This is a genomic window from Luteimonas rhizosphaericola (assembly GCF_029888045.1).
In the GTDB taxonomy this organism is placed as follows: domain Bacteria; phylum Pseudomonadota; class Gammaproteobacteria; order Xanthomonadales; family Xanthomonadaceae; genus Luteimonas; species Luteimonas rhizosphaericola.
Genome location: NZ_JARXRN010000028.1, coordinates 819,074 through 838,148, shown reverse-complemented (window position 1 = coordinate 838,148; position 19,075 = coordinate 819,074). Strand labels below are relative to the sequence as shown.

Sequence of the window (19,075 nt, the reverse complement as noted above, 5' to 3'; positions counted from 1 at the left end):
GTAAGGGGGTTTGCCGCGGGTCGCCCGGCGCGGCCCGGCCAGGCGGGGAACCGGGCTCAGCCGCCGTCCGCGGCCTCGACCTGCTGCAGGGCCGCCAGCAGCGCATCGGGCGGCATGTAACCGGGCATCTGCACGCCGCTCTCGGTGATGATCATCGGGGTGCCGGTCAGGCCCACGCGCTGGCCGAGCGCGTACTGCCGGGCGACCGGGTTGTCGCAGGTACGCGGCGGCACGCGGTTGCCCTCCTTGGCATCGGTGAGCGCCTTGCGCCGGTCGGGCGCGCACCACACCGAGACCATCAGGTCGTAGTCGGGGGTGTTCAGGCCCATGCGCGGGAAGGCCAGGTATTCGACCGCGATGCCGCGCTTGTTGTACTCGGCGATGTCCTGGTGCAGCTTGCGGCAGTAGCCGCATTCGACGTCGGTGAATACCGACACGGTGTATTTCGGGTTGGTCGGCGCGAACACGATGCGGTCGCCTTCGGGCACGTCGGCGATCAGCTTGCGGCGGACCTCGGCCACGCCGGCCTGGCTGACGTCGCGCTTGGCCTCGACGTCGAACAGGCTGCCCTGCAGCAGGTACTTGCCGTCGTCGCTCACGTACACCGTCTGCCCGCCCACCACCACTTCGCGGAAGCCCGGCAGCGGCGCGGCGGCGATGGCGTCGATCTGGATCGCCGGATTGATCGATTCGATCGCCTGGCGGGCGCGGTCCTCCGGGGTGCCCGGGCGGGTCTCGATCGGCGCCGGCGCGGCGGCCGATGCCTGCGCCGCACCCTTCTCCCCCTCCGCAGCGTCGGACGACGGGGCCTGCGCACAGGCGGACAGGCTGGCGACACACAGGACGGAGAACAGCAGGCTGGGCTTCAGGGGCATCGGAAGTCGGCGCGCGGACGCGTTCGGCGGGGGAGGCCCGGATTGTCGCATGCCTGTCCGGGGCGCCCATGACACAGGCCCCGGCGTCGCGGGCTCGGTCCGACTCCCGCCCCACGCGCTCAGCCGGCCGCCACCGCCTGCGCGTGCACGCCCGCGACCGCGCGCCCCGAGGGGTCGGCCATAGCCGCGAAGCTGGCATCCCACGCGATCGCGGCGGGCGAGGAACAGGCGATGGACTTGCCGCCCGGGACCGTCTCCGCGCAGGCCGCGCCCGGATAGCACTGCTCGAACAGCATCCGGTAGTAGTACGCCTCCTTGGTCTGCGGCGGGTTGACCGGAAAGCGGCGGTCGGCGGCGGCCAGTTCGCGGTCGCTCACCTGTGCCTCGGCGTGCGCCTTGAGGCCGTCGATCCAGCCGTAGCCCACGCCGTCGCTGAACTGTTCCTTCTGCCGCCACAGGATCGACTCGGGGAGATAACCCTCGAACGCGTGGCGCAGGATGCCTTTCTCCATGCGCTGGTGGCCGGGGTCGCCCTTGCGCACCATCTTGTGCGCGGCGTCCATGCGCATCGCCACGTCGAGGAACTCGCGGTCCAGAAACGGCACGCGCGGCTCCACGCCCCAGGCCATCATCGACTTGTTCGCGCGCAGGCAGTCGTAGTTGTTGAGCGCGTCGAGCTTGCGGATCAGCTCCTCGTGGAACTCACGCGCATCGGGCGCCTTGTGGAAGTAGAGGTAGCCGCCGAACACCTCGTCGCTGCCCTCCCCAGAGAGCACCATCTTCACTCCCATCGCCTTGATCCGCCGCGCCAGCAGGTACATCGGCGTGGACGCGCGGATGGTGGTGACGTCGTAGGTCTCGATGTGGCGGATCACCTCCGGCAGCGCGTCGAGGCCTTCCTGAAAGGTGTAGGTGAAGCCGTGGTGGACGGTGCCGATGGCCTCGGCGGCGATCTCGGCCGCGGCGAGGTCGGGCGATCCCTCCAGGCCGATCGCGAACGAATGCAGCCGCGGCCACCAGGCCTCGCTGCGGTCGTCGTCCTCCACCCGGCGGCGGGCATAACGCGCGGCCACGGCGGCGACCAGCGAGGAATCCAGCCCGCCCGAAAGCAGCACGCCGTACGGCACGTCGCTCATCAGCTGCCGGTGCACCGCGGCCTCGAACGCCTCGCGCAGTTCGCGCGGCGACACCTCCATCCCCTCCACCGCCGCGTAGTCCCGCCACGGCTGCCGGTAGTAGCGCACCAGCGCGCGCGTGGCGGAGTCGTAGTAGTGGCCGGGCGGGAACTGGGCCACGTCGGCGCAGATCGGCGCCAGCGCCTTCATCTCCGAGGCCACGCACAGCCGGCCGGCGCGGTCGTGGCCCCAGTACAGCGGCACCACGCCGATCGGATCGCGTGCGACCAGCACCCGCCCGCGCGCCGCGTCCCACAGGGCGAAGGCGAAGATCCCGTTGAGCCGTTCGAGGAACGCCGCCGGGCCATCGCCGTCGGGATCGCTCTGCCGGTACAGCGCGTTGATCACCTCGCAGTCCGAACCGGTCTGGAAGGCGTAGCCCTCGCCCAGCTCGGACTTGAGTTCGCGGTGGTTGTAGATCTCGCCATTGACCGCCAGCACCAGGTCGCCCTCGGCCGAGCGCAGCGGCTGCGAGCCGCCTGCCGGATCGACGATCGCCAGCCGCTCGTGCACCAGGATCGCGCCGGCGTCGTCGTAGACGCCACTCCAGTCCGGGCCGCGGTGGCGTTGCTTCTGCGACAGCTCCAGCGCCTGCCGCCGCAGCGCGGGGATGTCGTCGTCGGGCTGCAGCCCGAACATGCCGAAGATCGAACACATGGAACGCTACTCCCTGATGGCGGCCGCGCCGCGCGCATACGAAAAGGCCCGCACCTTGCGATGCGGGCCTGCATGGAAGACGTGGATCCGGTGGACTCTACGCCTGGCTGCAGCCCGCCGCACGGGTGCGATTGTTCGCCGCATTGCAATTGCGGTTCGAGTTCGCGGCGGGGGCGGTCTGCAGGGCCATGCGGCGAACGTACCCCGGCCGGGCGGCGACTTGCAACAGTTGCAGACACAACCGTCACCGCCGCGCCGGAATACTCGCCGGCGGGCTGGCCGCGGGCCGGCGACGCGACGGGGACCACGATCTTGAGCGAGACCATGCAGCGGCTGTCCCGGACCTCCCAGGTGATCGCGATGCTCGCGCGCTACCGCCGCGCCGGCATCCTGACCGGGCTCGACCTGGGCGACGTGCACGAGGACGACGCGACCGACATCGGCAGCGATGCGCTGGCCGAGCGCTTCGTCGCCGACCTCGAGGCGATGGGGCCGGCGTTCGTCAAGCTGGGGCAGGCGCTGTCGACCCGCCCCGACCTGGTGCCGGCGGCCTGGATCGTGGCGCTCGAGCGCACCCAGGACAACGCCACGCCGGCCTCGATCGACGACATCGAGGCCCTGCTGGAGAAGGAACTCGGGGTGCGCGCCAGCAAGGTGTTCGCCCAGATCGATCCCGAGCCGATGGCCGCGGCCTCGCTGGCGCAGGTGCACCGCGCGACGCTGCACGACGGCCGCGTGGTGGCGCTGAAGATCCAGCGCCCGGACGTCGCCGGCGCGGTGCGCACCGACCTCGACGTGCTGGCGCGCCTGGCCGGGACCGCCGACACCTTCACCGACGCCGGACGCCGCCTGCGCCTGGCCGACTGGATCACCGAGTTCCGCAAGGCGATCCTGGACGAGCTGGACTACCGCATCGAGGCCGAAAACCTCGACCGTTTCGGCCGCCACCTGGCCGGCTACGCGCGCCTGCGCGTGCCGCGCCCGCTGTGGGACTACGTCACGCCGCGGCTGCTGGTGATGGACTGGATCGACGGCATCAACGTCACCCGCATCAGCGGGCTGCGCCGCACCGAGCAGGACACCGGGCCGGTGACCGCCGAGCTGCTGCACGCCTACCTCGACCAGGTGTTCGTACACGGCGACATCCACGCCGACCCGCACCCGGGCAACGTGCTGCTGTGCCCGGACGGGCGCATCGCGCTGATCGACCTGGGCATGGTCGCCACCATCCCGCCGCGCCAGCGCGAGCGCCTGCTCAAGCTGGTGTTCGCCGCCGTCGACGGCCGCGGCGAGGACGTGGCGCGCGAACTGGTGGCGCTGGGCACGCGCCTGGAGGACTTCGACGAAAGCACCTACGTGCGCGAGATCTCGCAGGTCGTGGCGCGCTACGCCAGCGCCACCCGGCGCTCGTCCGAAGGCCGGATGATGCTGGACCTGGTGCGCCGCGCCACCGAGTGCGGCCTGCGCACGCCGCCGGAGATCAGCCTGCTCGGCAAGACCCTGCTCAACCTGGAACGGGTGGTCGATGCACTGGCGCCGGACGTGGACGTGCGGCGCGAGATCGAGGCCCACCTGCAGTCGCTGATGCGCGACCGCCTGCGCAAGGCGCTGTCGCCGGCCAACCTGGCGACCGAGGCGATGGAGCTGCAGGAGCTGGTGCGCGAGGCGCCGCGCAAGCTGTCGGACACCCTGTCGCTGCTGGCCGCCAACCGGATGCAGATCCGGCTGGACGGGCTGGACGATTCGCGCCTGATGGAAAACCTGCAGAAGATCGCCAACCGCATCGCCTCCGCGGTGGTGATCGCGGCGCTGCTGCTGTCGTCGACCCAGATGATGCGGCTGGAGGTCGGGCCCACCTTGATGGGGTATCCGGCGCTGGCGATGCTGATGTTCCTGGTCGCGGCGGTGCTGGGTCTGACACTGGTGGTCAGCGCGATGCGGCACGATCGCCGCGCGCGACCGGTCGAGCGCACCGGGGCGGAATAGCGCGCGCCGCGCAACACCGCCGGCTCACGCGGCGGCGGGCGGCGCGAGCAGGCGTTCGACCAGCTGGAGGAAAAGCTCGGGCAGCGCCTCCAGGTCTTCCACGCGCACGTGCTCGTCGACCTGGTGGATGCTGGCGTTGACCGGGCCGATCTCGATGCACTGCGCACCGAGCGGCGCGATGAAGCGCGCGTCCGAGGTGCCGCCGCCGGTGCTCTCCTCCGGCGGCGCGCCGGCGAACGCGGCGAGCACCTCGCGCGCCGCTGCGCGCAGCGGGCCTTCCGGGGTGTAGAACGGCTCGCCGCTGCGGTGCCAGGCGATCGCGTAGTCCAACGCGTGGCGATCCAGCAGCGCGGCGACTTCGGCCTCCAGCCGCGGCGCGTCCCAGTGCGGCGTGTAGCGCAGGTTGAACTGCACCGTCGCCGTGCCGGGAATCACGTTGCCGGCGCCGGTACCGGCGGCGATGTTGCTGACCTGCAGGCTGGTGGGCGGGAAGGATTCGAAGCCCTCGTCCCAGCGCCGCGCGACCAGTTCGGCCAGCGCCGGCGCCGCGAGGTGGATCGGGTTGCGCGCCTGGTCCGGGTACGCGACGTGGCCCTGCACGCCGCGGACCGTGAGCGTGGCCGACAGGCTGCCGCGGCGGCCGACGCGCAGCAGGTCGCCCAGCGTCCGCGTCGACGAAGGCTCGCCGGTGATGCACCAGTCGATGCGCGTGCCGCGCGCTTCGAACGTGCGCGCGACCCGGCGCACGCCGTCGATCGCATCGCCTTCCTCGTCGGACGTCAGCAGCAGCGCGAGCGTGCCGGCATGGTCCGGGTGCGCGGCGACGAACCGTTCGGCCGCGACGACGAACGCCGCCACGCCGCTCTTCATGTCGGCCGCGCCGCGTCCGTACAGCACGCCGTCGCGGATCTCGGGCGCGAACGGATCCGTTGTCCAGGCCTCGCGCGGTCCGGGAGGCACGACATCGGTATGGCCCAGCAGCACCAGCACCGGTGCACCCTGCCCGTGCGTGGCCCAGAGGTTGTCGACCTCGCCGAAGCGCATCGACTCGATCGCAAAGCCGGCGCGCGCCAGGCGCGCGGCGACCAGCGCCTGGCAGCCGGCATCGTCGGGCGTGACCGACGGGCGCGAGATCAGCTCGCAGGTGAGGTCGAGGACGTCGGACATGCCACACACTCCAGGCTGCGGAACGGTTCGGAGACCCGGTGGGCACGCGCCCTGCCCGGCGATCGGCGCGTCGTTCCCCGCGCATCGCCATCCACGGCGGTCAGGCGATGCCGAACCGCTTCTTGAACCCGTTGTCGCTGAAGCCCTGCGTCACCACGCCGTCGTCGGTCACCACCACAGGGCGCCGGACCAGCTGCGGATACTCGCGCAGCAGCAGCTTCCATTCCGCGTCGCTGGCCGCCGCCTTGCGGGTGTCGGGCAGTTGCCGCCAGGTGGTCGACGACTTGTTGACCATCGCCGGGAAGCCGCCCAGCTGGCGCGCCCACTCCACCAGCATCTCGGGCGTGGGCTTCTCGTCCCGGTAGTCGACGAAGCGGTGCGCGATGCCGAAGCGGTCCAGCCACTTCGTGGACTTGCGGCAGGTATCGCAGTTCTTCAGGCCGTAGAGCGTGGTCATGGGCGGGGCGTCCTCGGAGACGGATCAGTCGGCCAGGCCGCGCAGCAGGTCGTTGACGCTCGTCTTGCCCCGCGTCTTCTCGTCCACCTGCTTGACGATCACCGCGCAGTACAGCGAGTGCGAGCCGTCCTTCGCCGGCAGCTGGCCGGACACCACCACGCTGCCCGGGGGCACGTAGCCGTAGCCGACCTCGCCGGTGGCGCGGTTGTAGATGCGGGTGGACTGGCCGAGGAACACGCCCATGCCGATCACGCTGTGGTGCCCGACCACGACGCCCTCGACGACTTCCGAGCGCGCGCCGATGAAGCAGTGGTCCTCGATGATCGTCGGGCTTGCCTGCAGCGGCTCGAGCACGCCGCCGATGCCGGCGCCGCCGGACAGGTGCACGTGCCTGCCAATCTGCGCGCAAGAGCCCACGGTCGCCCAGGTATCGACCATCGTGCCCTCGCCGACGTAGGCGCCGATGTTGACGAAGCTCGGCATCAGGACCACGTCGCGGCCGAAATAGGTGCCGCGCCGCGCGACCGCGCCCGGCACCACGCGCACGCCCATGGCCTTGAAGCGCGCGGCGTCGAAGCCGGCGAAGCGCGCCTCGACCTTGTCCCAGAACGGCGCCGGCTGCGCGTCGACCACCGCCATGTCGTTGACCCGGAAGTACAGCAGTACCGCCTTCTTCAGCCACTCGTTGACCCGCCAGCCATCCGCGCCGGGTTCGGCCACGCGCAGCTCGCCGCGCTCCAGTCCGGCCATCGCCTGCTCCACCGCCGGCCTGACGACGTCCCCGATCTCCTCGGGCGACAGCGCCGTGCGTCGCTCCCACGCATCCTCGATCGTACGCTGCGTGTCCGTTGCCGCTGCCGTCATGCCGTGTGTTCTCCGTCGATGCCGTGGTGGAGCGCGTCGCGCAGGGCGGCGCACAGGGATTCGTCCAGCGCCCGGTCCTGCCGGTCGCTGATCAGGAAGACGTCCTCGGCGCGCGCGCCGAAGGTGGCGATGCGCGCGTCGTGCACGCGCACCCGCTGCTCGCGCAGGACCAGCGCGATGTCGGCGAGCAGGCCGGGCCGGTCGGTGCACACCAGGCTCATCACCGTGCGCCGGCCATCGGCGGCGGTGTCGAAATCCACCTGCGGCGCCACCCGGAAATGGCGCAGGTGGCGCGGCTGCGCGCGCCGCGCCGGCCGCACGTCGAGCGAGCCTGCCAGCACCGTGGCCAGCTTGCGTTCGATCGCCACCAGGTCGGGCGCATGGCGCTGGTCCACCGAGAGCACCTCGAAGGTGTCGAAGATGGTGTGCCCCGGACCGTCGAGCGCGCGCGCCTGCTGGATCGCCAGGCCCAGCCGGTCCAGGGTGATCACGATCGCGGCGAACAGCCCGTCGCGGTCGGGCGCGTGCACGAACACCTCCAGCGCCTCGCCCGCGCCCGCCACCCGGCGCACCCGCACCACGGTGCCGCCGGCGGGCACGTCGCGCAGCGACAGCGCCTGCCACACCACCTGGTCGGCGCGCGCGCGCAGGAAGCTGGCGTCGGGCATGCGCGCGAACAGCCCGGGAATGCCGTCCACGCCTTCGGCCACCAGCAGCCCCGTCACCTTGTCGCGGGTCTCGGCGATGCGCTCGGCGGCGCCGATGCGGTGCTCCAGCCCGCGCCGCAGCGCGTAGCGGGTGGCGATGCGCAGGTCGGCCAGCAGGCGGTCCTTCCACGCGTTCCACAGCTGCGGCGAGGTGCCGGCGATGTCGGCGCAGGTCAGCAGGTACAGGTAGTCCAGGCGTTCGCGGTCGGCCACCTCCACCGCGAAGCGGTGGATCACCGCCGGATCGGAGATGTCCTGCTTCTGCGCGGTGGTCGACATCAGCAGGTGCTTGAGCACCAGCCACTCCACCAGCGCGGTGTCGGTCTCGCCGTAGCCGTGGGCCTGGCAGAACGCGCGCGCGTCGACTGCGCCGAGTTCGGAATGGTCGCCGCCGCGGCCCTTGGCGATGTCGTGGAACAGGCCCGCGATCAGCAGCAACTCGGGCTTGCGCAGCAGCGGCCAGACCTCGTGCGCCATCGAGAAGCGCTCGTCCGGGATGCCGGTGGAGAACGAGGCCAGGTTGCGCAGCACCGCCAGCGTGTGCTGGTCCACCGTGTAGACGTGGAACAGGTCGAACTGCATGCGCCCGGAGACCTGCGCGAACGCCGGCAGCCAGCGCCCGAGCACGCCCAGCCGGGCCATGCGTTCGAGCGAACGCACCGGGCCGGGCCCGCGCAGCAGGGCGACGAAGTCCTGGCGCAGCTCCGGCGAGGCCGACTCGAAGGCCGGCAGCGCATGCAGCGATTCGGCCAGCGCGCGCGCGGTGCGCGAGTGCAGCCCCTTGGCGCCCGGATGGTCGGCCCACAGCGCGAACAGCCAGAACACGCGCGCCATGTCGCCACCGGGCCAGAATTCGTCGCGCGCCACCAGGTAGCCGCGCTTCATCGCGAACTCCGCGTCCAGCGGCACCGCTTCCACGTCGCCCTCGATCTGCTCCTCGAAGCGCTGCAGCAGCCGCTCGCCGATGCGCAGCACGATCGCGGCGCTGCGGTAGAAGCCCTGCATCATCCGTTCGATCGCGGCGTTGTCCGCATCGTCGATGTGCTGCAGGCGCGCGGCCAGCGCCTTCTGGTAGTCGAAGCGCAGGCGCTCCTCGCGCTTGCCCGCCACCAGGTGCAGGCCGTAGCGCAGCCGCGCCAGCACCCGCCATTCGCGCTCGAGCGCGGAGTACTCGTCCAGGCCCAGGTGGCCCAGCGGGATCAGCGATTCGATGTCGCGCACGCCGAACACGCGCCGCGCCATCCAGCGCAGGGTGTGGATGTCGCGCAACCCGCCCGGGCCTTCCTTGATGTTGGGCTCGAGGTTGTCGGCGGTGTCGCCGAAGCGGGCGTGTCGCTGGCGCAGCTCCTCGCGCTTGGCTTCGAAGAACTCGCGCGCCGGCCACACCCGGTCCACGCCGACCGCCGCCTCCAGCCGCGCCGCCATCTCGGGCGTGGCGACCAGCGGCCGCGCCTCGATCAGCGAGGTCATCACCGTGATGTCCCCGGCCGCCGCGCGGGTGCATTCGTCCAGGGTGCGTACGGCGTGGCCCACCGGCAGGCCCACGTCCCACAGGATCGCGAACAGGCGCGACAGCGCGGCGGTGTCGGCCTCGCCGGCGCCCTCGCCCACCACCACCAGCAGGTCGATGTCCGAGCGCGGGAACAGTTCGCCGCGCCCGTAGCCGCCGATCGCGAACAGGGTCAGGTCGGCGTCGGCGGGGATCGTGCGCGACCAGGCCTGGCGGACCAGGCCGTCGACCGCGATGACTCGCGCCATCAGCAGGCGCTCGATGTCGCCGTCGGCGTCGAAGCGCTGGGCGAAGCCGGCGTCCTGGGCGCGCAGGCTCTCGGCCGCCACCGCGGCCCAGGTCGCGTCCTCGCCGCCGCGCGCGGCCGGATCGCCGCCCTGGTCGGAGGCTGCCGCCACGATCAGAGGTCGTTATCGTCGCCGGGCAGGCGGGTCAGGATCTCCACCCCGTCCTGGGTCACCAGCACGGTGTGCTCCCACTGCGCGGAGAGCTTGCGGTCCTTGGTCACCACGGTCCAGCCGTCGGGCAGCAGGCGGGTGTGGCGCGAGCCCTCGTTGATCATCGGCTCGATGGTGAAGGTCATCCCCGGCTGCAACGCCAGGCCCTCGCCCGGCCTCCCGTAGTGCAGCACCTGCGGGTCTTCGTGGTAGACCGCGCCGATGCCGTGGCCGCAGTACTCGCGCACCACGCTGAAGCGCTGGCCTTCCGCGAATTCCTGGATCGCGTGGCCGACATCACCCAGTGTGGCGCCGGGCCGTACCGCGCGGATGCCGCGGAACATCGCCTCGCGGGTCGCCTCCACCAGCCGGCGGGCCATCACCGAGGGCGTGCCGACGTAGTACATCCGGCTGGTGTCGCCGTGCCAGCCGTCCTTGATGACGGTCACGTCGATATTGATGATGTCGCCGTCCTTGAGCACCTTGGCCTCGCTGGGGATGCCGTGGCAGATGACGTTGTTGGCCGAGATGCAGGTGGTTTTGGGGTAGCCCTTGTAGCCCAGGTTGGCCGGGGTGGCCTTCTGCACGTTCACGATGTGGTCGTGGCAGATGCGGTCCAGCTCGTCGGTGCTCACGCCGGGCTTCACGTGTTCGGCCACGACCTGCAGCACCTCGGCGGCCAGGCGGCCGGCCACGCGCATCTTCTCGACCTGTTCGGGGGTCTTGAGGGAAATGGTCATCGCCGCATTATCGCCGACCTCGGCCCGCGCTGCCGGCGGGCCCGGACCGCCACCCGCGCGGCGCCGGCTGCGGCCGCGAGACGCCCTGCCCCGCCTGCCGGGAAAAGGGCCGGGTTTGCCAGCAGCCCCGGCGGCGGCTATCCTTCCGCGGCTGTGTCCGGCGCATCCGTGCCGGCCAGCCGCCCACGCCGGGTATCGCGTCCACCGACGCAGGCGAATACACACCCGCTGCAAGCACCCGTGCCGGGGTGTCCGGACGGTCCGCCAGGACCGCACCGGATCTGGCCACGGAGGCGGCGGGGAGGCCCAACCCCGGAACCCCGCGCCCTGTCCCGTGCAGGCGCACCGCCCACATCGCAGCGGCGGCGGGTTCCACCTCAGGAGTCCGTTCCATGCCCCAGATCACCATGCGCCAGATGCTGGAAGCCGGCGTCCACTTCGGCCACCAGACGCGCTACTGGAACCCGAAGATGGCCCCCTACATCTTCGGTGCCCGCGGCAAGATCCACATCATCAATCTCGAGAAGACGGTTCCGCTGTTCAACGACGCGATGAACTTCGTCTCCGGCATCGCCCAGAAGCGCGGCATCATCCTGTTCGTCGGCACCAAGCGCAGCGCGCGCGACTCGATCAAGGAAGAAGCCGAGCGCTGCGGCATGCCGTACATGACCCAGCGCTGGCTGGGCGGCACGCTGACCAACTTCCGCACCGTCAAGCAGTCGGTCTCGCGCCTGAAGGAGCTGGAAGCGGCCGAGACCGACGGCACCTTCGAGAAGCTGGTCAAGCACGAGGTGCTGGGCCTGCGCCGCGAGCGCGACAAGCTCGAGGCCTCGCTGGGCGGCCTGAAGGACCTCAACCGCCTGCCCGACGCGCTGTTCGTGATCGACATCGGCCACGAGGACATCGCGGTCAAGGAAGCCAAGAAGCTCGGCATCCCGGTGGTCGCGGTGGTCGACACCAACTACGACCCCGCCCTGGTCGACTACGCCATCCCCGGCAACGACGACGCCATCCGCGCGGTGCAGCTGTACGCGCGCGCCGCCGCCGACGCCGTGCTCGAGGGCAAGGCCGCGGCGCCGAACGCGGCCAACGTGCGCGAGGACGACTTCGCCGAGGGTGAAGGCAAGCCGGCCCGCCGCGCACCGGCGAAGAAGGCCGCCAACGGCAATGCCGAAGCGACTGCCGCAGGCACCGAGGGCGGCGACGCCCCCAAGGCCGACGAGGCCCCGGCCGCCGGGTAATTCCGCGGCAACGCAACCGCGCCATCGTGGGCGCGGTTGCGATCGAGGCGGCTGGCCCCATCTCGGCCGTCCAGACTCCCGCGGCGGGCCCCGGCCCGCCGATCATCTTTTCGAAATCCGAGGTCCCCGATGGAAATCACCGCATCCCTGGTCAAGGAACTGCGCGAGCGCACCGGCGCCGGCATGATGGAATGCAAGAAGGCGCTCACCGAAAGCAACGGCGACATCGACGCCGCGGCCGAATCGCTGCGCAAGTCCGGCCTCGCCAAGGCCGACAAGAAGGCCAGCCGCGTCGCCGCCGAGGGCCGCATCGCCGCCGCCCAGGACGCCGGCAAGGCGGTGCTGGTGGAGATCAACTCCGAGACCGACTTCGTGGCCAAGGACGAGAACTTCGTCGCCTTCACCGAGGCCGTCGCCCAGGCCGCGCTGTCCGCTTCCGACGTCGACGCGCTCAAGGTCACCAGGCTGGCTTCGGGCGAGACCGTCGAAGAGGCGCGTGCGGCCGTGATCGCCAAGGTCGGCGAGAACGTGCAGGTGCGCCGCCTGGCGCGCATCGACAGCGCCAACCAGGTCGCGGCCTACGTCCACGGCGGCAAGATCGGCGTGCTGGTCGAGCTCAAGGGCGGCGATGCCGACCTGGCGCGCGGCCTGGCGATGCACGTCGCGGCGATGAACCCGCCGCACAACAAGCAGTCCGACGTCCCGGCCGACTTCATCGCCAAGGAAAAGGAGATCGAGCTGGCGAAGATGTCCGACAAGGACCGCGCCAAGCCGGCCGAGATCCTGGAGAAGATCATCGGCGGCAAGATCGCCAAGATCGTCAACGAGGTCAGCCTGTACGGCCAGCCCTACGTGCTGGACACCGACAAGTCCGTCGAGGCCGTGCTCAAGGCCGCCGGCGCCGAAGTCGTCGGCTTCCAGCGCCTGGCCGTGGGCGAAGGCATCGAGAAGGTGGTCGAGGACTACGCCGCCGAAGTGATGAAGCAGGCCGGCCTGGCCTGATTCCCGCCCACCAGGCGGGTCCCGGAAGAAGCCGCGCGAAAGCGCGGCTTTTTTCATGGGACGTGGCCGCGGCTACAGTACGGGGGCGTCCGGCCGTTAACGTCGGCGCCATCCCCCGTCCCCGGGCGGGCAGCCCCGTCCCTTCCTGGAGTCCGCGTTCGATGCAACCCGAGCTGGCCACCCTGCTCGACCGCTGCCCCGACCTGCCCACGCCACCCGGCGTGGCGCTGCGGGTGATCGCGCTCGCCCAGGACCCGAAGGCGGACCTGAATGCGACCGCGGACGCGATCGGGCTCGATCCCGCGCTCGCGGCGCGGATCCTGCGGATCGCCAACTCGCCGCTGTTCGCCAGCGCCACCCGGCGGCCGCCGGAGACCGTGTCGCGGGCACTGGCCCTGCTGGGGCTGAATGCGGCGCTGACCCTGGCGCTCGGCTTTTCCCTGGCGACGACGATGCGCGGCGGTGGCCAGGTGGCGGCCGCACGCGAGCAGTACTGGCGCCGCAGCGTGCTGTCGGCCATGGCGGCCCGCCTGCTGGGTGAAGACGCGGGGCTGGACCGCCCCGAGGAACTGATGCTTGCCGGCCTGCTCCAGGACATCGGCGCGCTGGCGCTGATGCAGGTCCTGCCCGAGCGCTACACCCTGCTCGACCCGGGCCCGCCGGGGCTTGCCCCGCTGGCGCGCGAGCGCACCCTGTTCGGCAGCGACCATGCCGAGGTGGGCGCCTGGCTGGCCGCCCGCTGGAACCTGCCCGCGTGGCTGCAGGACAGCATCGCCCGCCACGAAAGTGGTCCCTGGGACGGCGACGCCGCGCTCTCCTGCGTCGGCGGGTCCGGCGTGGTCGCCGACCTGTGGATGCAGGCCGGCACGCCGGAGCAGTTGCGCGCGCTCGCGGCCGAACTTGAGCGCCGCACCGGCCTGGACGGCGCCAGCACCGCGCGCCTGCTCGAGCGCCTGTCCGCGTCCGCGCCGGAACTGGGCGCGCTGTTCGACGTCCGCCTGGACGACCCGCGCGACGTGCGCGCCGTGCACGGCCGGGTCCAGGAACTGATGGTGGTGCGCAACCTGATCGAGATCCGCAACGCCGCCGTCGCGCGGCGTGAGCTCGAAGCGCTCAAGGCCAGGACCCAGGACCTCACCGAACAGGCCCGGCGCGATCCGCTCACCGGCGCCTACAACCGGCTGCAGCTGGAGGAAGTGCTGGAGCGCGAGTTCCGCGACGCCCTGGAGCACGGGCGGCCGCTATCGATCGCCTTCATCGACCTGGACGATTTCAAGCGCATCAACGACCGCCACGGCCACCTCGTCGGCGACCAGGTGCTGCAGGAGTTCACCCGCTGCCTGGCCGGACACCTGCGCCAGAGCGACCTGCTGGCCCGCTATGGCGGCGAGGAATTCCTGATCGTGCTCGGCAACTGCGACGCGGCGGCGGCGCGCGTCACGCTCGAACGCATCCTGGCGGAGATCTCGCGCACGCCGATGGCACTGGTCGACGGCGTGCCCCTGTACATCACCTTCTCCGCCGGGCTCGCCAGTCAGGGAGGCGGCGACGGGTTCGCCAGCGCACAGGACCTGCTGCGGGCGGCCGACGAAGCGCTGTACGGCGCCAAGCGCGACGGCCGCAACCAGGTGGCCGCGCCCGAGGGCTGAGGCGGCGCGCGCCGGAGTCGCAACGGACCTGCGCGCGGGCCGATGGGCTAGAATCCACGCGCTTCCCCGCCCCGAGGTCTCGATGTCCCAGCTTGCCTATCGCCGCGTCCTGCTCAAGCTCTCGGGCGAGGCGTTGATGGGCGACGAGGACTACGGCATCGACCCGAAGGTCATCGGCCGCCTGGCGCGCGAGATCATCGAGGCGCAGCAGGCCGGCGCCGAGGTCGGCGTGGTCATCGGCGGCGGCAACATCTTCCGCGGCGCCGGGCTGGCGGCCGCCGGCATGGACCGCGTGACCGGCGACCAGATGGGCATGCTGGCCACGGTGATCAACGCGCTGGCGATGCAGGACGCGCTGGAGAAGCTCGGCGCCAAGGTCCGCGTGATGAGTGCGATCAAGATCAACGACGTCTGCGAGGACTACATCCGCAGGCGCGCCATCCGGCACCTGGAGAAGGGCCGGATCGGGATCTTCGCCGCCGGCACCGGCAATCCGTTCTTCACCACGGATTCCGGCGCCGCGCTGCGCGCGATCGAGATCGGCGCCGACCTGCTGCTCAAGGCCACCAAGGTCGACGGCGTGTACGACCGCGATCCGAAGAAGCACCCCGACGCGGTGCGCTACGACACCCTGACCTACGACGAGGTCATCTCGCGCGACCTGCAGGTGATGGACACGGCCGCGTTCGCGCTGTGCCGCGACAGCGACCTGCCGCTGCGGATCTTCGACATGTCCCAGCCGGGCGTGCTGCTGCGCATCCTGCGCGGCGAGCCGATCGGCACCCTGGTGCGCGGCCGGGGCTGAGGCGCCCGTCGCGCGCGCGGCGCAGCCCCCGCGCGTTCGCTGTTCCGGGACTGGCGCCGGTGCGTGCCGGTCGCCCCGTCGCCACGGCGCTCGCCGCCGCCCGGCTGTCCGGACCGCCACCCGATCGACCCGCCGGCGCGGCCCGGGCAGCGACACCGCCTATAATCCCGCAGTTCAACCCTGCACAACGACCGGAGCCGGCGATGCTCAACGAGATCAAGAAGGACGCCCAGACCCGCATGGCCAAGAGCGTCGATGCGCTGCGCCACACCCTGGTGAAGGTGCGCACCGGCCGCGCTTCGACCGCGCTGGTCGAGCACCTGAAGGTCAGCTACTACGGCTCGGACATGCCGCTGAGCCAGGTGGCCAGCGTCGCCGTCAGCGACGCGCGTTCGCTCACGATCACGCCGTGGGAGAAGCAGATGGTCGGCGCGGTCGAGAAGGCGATCCTCGCCTCCGACCTGGGCCTGACCCCGAACACCGCCGGCACCACGATCCGCCTCAACCTGCCCGCCCTGACCGAGGAGCGCCGCAAGGAACTGACCAAGGTGGTGCATGGCGAGGGCGAGGACGCGAAGGTCGCGATCCGCAACATCCGCCGCGACGCGATCCAGCAGGTCAAGGAACTGCTCAAGGAGAAGCAGATCTCCGAGGACGACGAGCGCCGCACCGAGGACGAGATACAGAAGATCACCGACAAGGCGATCAAGGACGTCGACGAGGTGGTCAAGGGCAAGGAACAGGAACTGATGGCGGTCTGATGATCGTCGCGCACCGGGAGGGGTCCGCGACGACCGCCAGCCACGCCATGTCCATCACGCCAGAAGCGAATCCGCGGGATCCGGGCGCGCCCGGACCCGCCGCCGGCGCTGCCGACGGCGTGCCGCGCCACGTGGCGGTGATCATGGACGGGAACGGCCGCTGGGCGGCGCGTCGCCGGCGCCCGCGGGCGATCGGCCACCGGGCCGGCGCGCGCGCGGTCAATGTCTGCATCGATTTCTGCCTCGAGCACGGCATCCGCGCGCTGACCCTGTTCGCGTTCTCCAGCGAGAACTGGGGTCGTCCGGAAGAAGAGGTCGGCGCGCTGATGAAGCTGTTCCTGGCGGCGCTGGACCGCGAGGTCGAGGAACTGCACCGGCGCGGGGTCGAGGTGCGCTTCATCGGCGACCGCGCGCGTTTCCCCGCCGACATCCGCGCGCGCATGCACGCGGCCGAGACCCTGACCCGCGGCAATACGCGGCTGACCCTCGCCATCGCCGCCAGCTACGGCGGACGCCAGGACATCGCCGCCGCGGCGCGCGCGCTGGCCGAGGACGTCGCCGCCGGCCGCCTGCGCCCGGACCAGATCGACGAGGCGGCCGTCGGCGCGCGCATGGCGCTGGCCGACCTGCCGCCGCCCGACCTGTTCATCCGCACCGGCGGCGACTACCGGATCAGCAACTTCCTGCTCTGGCAGCTGGCCTACACCGAACTGTGGTTCACCGAAACCCTGTGGCCCGACCTGGACGCGGCCACGCTGCACGAGGCCATCCGCGTGTTCGCCGGCCGCGAGCGCCGCTTCGGGCTGACCGGCGAACAGGTGTCCGGCACCCTTCCGCCTTCCCACCGGAGCGCCGCCCCGTGACCCGTACCCGCGTCCTCGCCGCCCTGCTGATGGCGCCCCTGGCGATCGCCGGCGTGCTGTTGCTGCCGACGCCCTGGCTGGTCGCGCTGTCGGCGATCGCCTTCCTCGCCGCGCTGTGGGAATGGTTCCGGCTCTCCGAGATCGACGACACCCTGCAGCGGACGCTGCTGCTGCTGGCCAACCTGCTGCTGATGGCGGCGCTGGTGTGGGCCTCGCCGACCGACAGCGGCGGCTCGCTGGTGCTGTTCAAGCTGGTGAGCATGATCGGCGTGGCCTGGTGGCTGGTGGCCATGCTGTGGCTGCGGCATTTCCACTTCGCCTCCGACCACGACACCCACGCGCGCGTGTTCAAGCTGGCTGCCGGCACCCTGGCGGTGGTGCCGGCCTGGTGCGCGCTCGCAGTGCTGCACGCCGGCGACCCGGCGCCGACCGGGCTGCGGCTGGTGCCGCAGGGCCACGTCTGGCTGCTGACCGCGCTGATGATCGTGTGGGCCAGCGACACCGGCGCCTACTTCGCCGGCCGCAAGTTCGGCGGCCGCTGGTTCGCCCGGCGCATGGCGCCGCGGATCAGCCCCAACAAGACCTTCGAGGGGCTCGGCGGCGGGCTGCTGCTGGCGGTCGTCGTGGCGCTGGCGATGGCGCCGCTGGCCGGCGCGGGCGCGGCCCAGCTGCCGCTGGTCGCGCTGGCGGCGGTGGCTACGGTGCTGTTCTCGGTGGTCGGCGACCTGTTCGAGAGCCTGCTCAAGCGGCATGTCGGCGCCAAGGACTCCGGGACCCTCATCCCGGGCCACGGCGGGGTGCTGGACCGGGTCGACAGCGTGCTCGCCGCGCTGCCCGCGTTCGCGGTGGCGAAGATCTGGCTCGGCTTCTAGCCATGACTGCCCTCGCCTCCAGCGCCGCGGCCGTGACGCCTCCGGATGGCCGGCACGCGTCCGGGTCCGCGGCGGACGCGGACGATGCCGGCGAACAGGCGGGCCTCGCTTCGGCGCCGCGGGACGTGGCGTGATGCAGTCGATCGCCATCCTCGGCGCCACCGGCTCGATCGGCACCTCGGCGCTGGACGTCATCGCCCGCCATCCCGACACGATGCGCGCCAGCGTGCTCGCGGCGGGCAGCAACGTCTCCGCGCTGGTAGCGCTGTGCGCCACCCATCGGCCGATGCATGCCGTGATCGGCGAGGCCGACGCCCTGCCGGCGCTGCGCGACGGGCTGGATTCGGCCGGCCTGGACACGCGTGCCCATGCGGGCGGCGAGGCGCTGTGCGAACTGGTCGCCAGCGACGCCTGCGACACCGTGGTGGCCGCGATCGTCGGCGCCGCCGGCCTGGATTCGACCCTGGCCGCGGCGCGCGCCGGCAAGCGCCTGCTGCTCGCGAACAAGGAGTCGCTGGTGCTGGCCGGCGAACTGCTGACCGGCGCCGCACGCGCGGCGGGCGCGACCATCGTCCCGATCGACAGCGAGCACAACGCGATCTTCCAGTGCCTGCACGGGCGCGAGGCCGGCGCCGACGTGCGCCGGGTCACCCTGACCGCCTCGGGCGGCCCGTTCCGGGGGCGCGACCGCGCGGCGCTGGCGGGCGTCACCCCGGCCGAGGCGGTGGCCCATCCCAAGTGGTCGATGGGGCCGAAGATCTCGGTCGATTCGGCCACCCTGATGAACAAGGGGCTGGAACTGATCGAGGCCCACCACCTGTTCGACCTGCCCGATGCCCGACTCGAGGTCCTGGTGCACCCGCAAAGCCTGGTGCACTCGCTGGTCGAGTTCGTGGACGGCTCGGTGCTGGCGCAGCTGGGCCTGCCGGACATGCGCACCGCGCTGGCGGTCGGGCTGGGCTGGCCGCGCCGCCTGGCCTCGGGGGTCGGTCCGCTCGACCTCGCCGCCCACGGGCGGCTGGACTTCGAGCCGCCCGATCTCGACACCTTCCCCTGCCTGGCGCTCGCGCGCGGCGCGCTGCGCGCGGGGGGCACGGCGCCGGCGACGCTGAACGCGGCGAACGAGGTCGCGGTTTCAGCCTTTCTTCAGGGCCGCATCGGTTTCCTGTCCATCGCCGCGCTGGTCGAGCACGCCCTGGCGGCGATCGCGGTCGAACCGGCGGAGTCGCTGGCCGCGCTCGGCGAGGCCGACACGCGCGCCCGGCGCCATGCCGAACACGCCATTGCCACGGGTGCCATCCGATGAG

Annotated in this window: 16 protein-coding genes; 9 read left to right on the top strand and 7 right to left on the bottom strand. The window is 71.7% G+C overall.

The window, feature by feature from the left end; translation table 11 throughout:
• Positions 1–56: 56 nt before the first annotated feature.
• Both QFW80_RS16390 and asnB read right to left on the bottom strand, forming a co-directional pair.
• Positions 57–875: a DsbC family protein gene (locus tag QFW80_RS16390; protein ID WP_280603042.1), complete on the bottom strand. Its 819-nt coding sequence runs from the start codon at positions 873–875 to the stop codon at positions 57–59.
• 119 nt (positions 876–994) lie between these two features.
• The gene (asnB, locus tag QFW80_RS16385) at positions 995–2,707 is read right to left on the bottom strand and encodes an asparagine synthase B (RefSeq protein WP_280603040.1); all 1,713 of its coding nucleotides are present in this window, start codon (positions 2,705–2,707) and stop codon (positions 995–997) included.
• A 60-nt stretch (positions 2,708–2,767) separates the two neighbouring features.
• Between asnB and QFW80_RS16380 the strand changes: the two genes are divergently transcribed.
• The gene (locus tag QFW80_RS16380) at positions 2,768–4,693 is read left to right on the top strand and encodes an ABC1 kinase family protein (protein ID WP_425603590.1); all 1,926 of its coding nucleotides are present in this window, start codon (positions 2,768–2,770) and stop codon (positions 4,691–4,693) included.
• Between the two features lie 24 nt (positions 4,694–4,717).
• Here the strand turns inward: QFW80_RS16380 and dapE are convergent, their stop codons facing one another.
• The 5 genes from dapE to map all read right to left on the bottom strand — a co-directional run bounded on the left by dapE (position 4,718) and on the right by map (position 10,575).
• Positions 4,718–5,860 carry a succinyl-diaminopimelate desuccinylase gene (gene dapE / locus QFW80_RS16375; protein WP_280603037.1) on the bottom strand — a complete coding sequence of 381 codons (1,143 nt, stop codon included), beginning with the start codon at positions 5,858–5,860 and terminating at the stop codon, positions 4,718–4,720.
• 100 nt (positions 5,861–5,960) lie between these two features.
• Positions 5,961–6,317, bottom strand: coding sequence for a Spx/MgsR family RNA polymerase-binding regulatory protein (locus QFW80_RS16370; protein ID WP_280603035.1), 357 nt, complete (start codon positions 6,315–6,317; stop codon positions 5,961–5,963).
• A gap of 24 nt (positions 6,318–6,341) precedes the next feature.
• A complete protein-coding gene (gene dapD, locus QFW80_RS16365) occupies positions 6,342–7,181 on the bottom strand; it encodes a 2,3,4,5-tetrahydropyridine-2,6-dicarboxylate N-succinyltransferase (RefSeq protein WP_280603033.1) in 840 nt (279 codons plus the stop codon).
• Positions 7,178–9,796: a [protein-PII] uridylyltransferase gene (glnD, locus tag QFW80_RS16360; RefSeq protein ID WP_280603032.1), complete on the bottom strand. Its 2,619-nt coding sequence runs from the start codon at positions 9,794–9,796 to the stop codon at positions 7,178–7,180. Before glnD ends, dapD begins: the two co-directional genes overlap by 4 nt.
• A 2-nt stretch (positions 9,797–9,798) precedes the next feature.
• On the bottom strand, positions 9,799–10,575 hold the full coding sequence (map, locus tag QFW80_RS16355; RefSeq protein ID WP_280603030.1) for a type I methionyl aminopeptidase: 777 nt from the start codon (positions 10,573–10,575) through the stop codon (positions 9,799–9,801).
• Between the two features lie 392 nt (positions 10,576–10,967).
• On the opposite strand from map, the gene rpsB reads away from it, so the two are divergent.
• The 8 genes from rpsB (at position 10,968) to dxr (ending at position 19,074) form a co-directional block, all read left to right on the top strand.
• A complete protein-coding gene (gene rpsB / locus QFW80_RS16350) occupies positions 10,968–11,816 on the top strand; it encodes a 30S ribosomal protein S2 (protein WP_280603029.1) in 849 nt (282 codons plus the stop codon).
• 129 nt (positions 11,817–11,945) lie between these two features.
• The gene (gene tsf, locus QFW80_RS16345; RefSeq protein WP_280603027.1) at positions 11,946–12,818 is read left to right on the top strand and encodes a translation elongation factor Ts; all 873 of its coding nucleotides are present in this window, start codon (positions 11,946–11,948) and stop codon (positions 12,816–12,818) included.
• 161 nt (positions 12,819–12,979) lie between these two features.
• Complete coding sequence (locus QFW80_RS16340) at positions 12,980–14,467, top strand: sensor domain-containing diguanylate cyclase (RefSeq protein WP_280603025.1); 1,488 nt, start codon at positions 12,980–12,982, stop codon at positions 14,465–14,467.
• Positions 14,468–14,549: 82 nt separating this feature from the next.
• Positions 14,550–15,272 carry a UMP kinase gene (gene pyrH, locus QFW80_RS16335; RefSeq protein WP_280603024.1) on the top strand — a complete coding sequence of 241 codons (723 nt, stop codon included), beginning with the start codon at positions 14,550–14,552 and terminating at the stop codon, positions 15,270–15,272.
• Between the two features lie 203 nt (positions 15,273–15,475).
• On the top strand, positions 15,476–16,033 hold the full coding sequence (frr, locus tag QFW80_RS16330; RefSeq protein ID WP_280603023.1) for a ribosome recycling factor: 558 nt from the start codon (positions 15,476–15,478) through the stop codon (positions 16,031–16,033).
• Between the two features lie 47 nt (positions 16,034–16,080).
• Positions 16,081–16,896: a polyprenyl diphosphate synthase gene (gene uppS / locus QFW80_RS16325; RefSeq protein ID WP_280603021.1), complete on the top strand. Its 816-nt coding sequence runs from the start codon at positions 16,081–16,083 to the stop codon at positions 16,894–16,896.
• Positions 16,893–17,768, top strand: a complete 876-nt coding sequence (locus QFW80_RS16320) for a phosphatidate cytidylyltransferase (protein ID WP_280603020.1) — start codon at positions 16,893–16,895, stop codon at positions 17,766–17,768. Before uppS ends, QFW80_RS16320 begins: the two co-directional genes overlap by 4 nt.
• A 133-nt stretch (positions 17,769–17,901) precedes the next feature.
• A complete protein-coding gene (gene dxr, locus QFW80_RS16315) occupies positions 17,902–19,074 on the top strand; it encodes a 1-deoxy-D-xylulose-5-phosphate reductoisomerase (protein ID WP_280603019.1) in 1,173 nt (390 codons plus the stop codon).
• The last annotated feature ends 1 nt before the right edge of the window (position 19,075 follow it).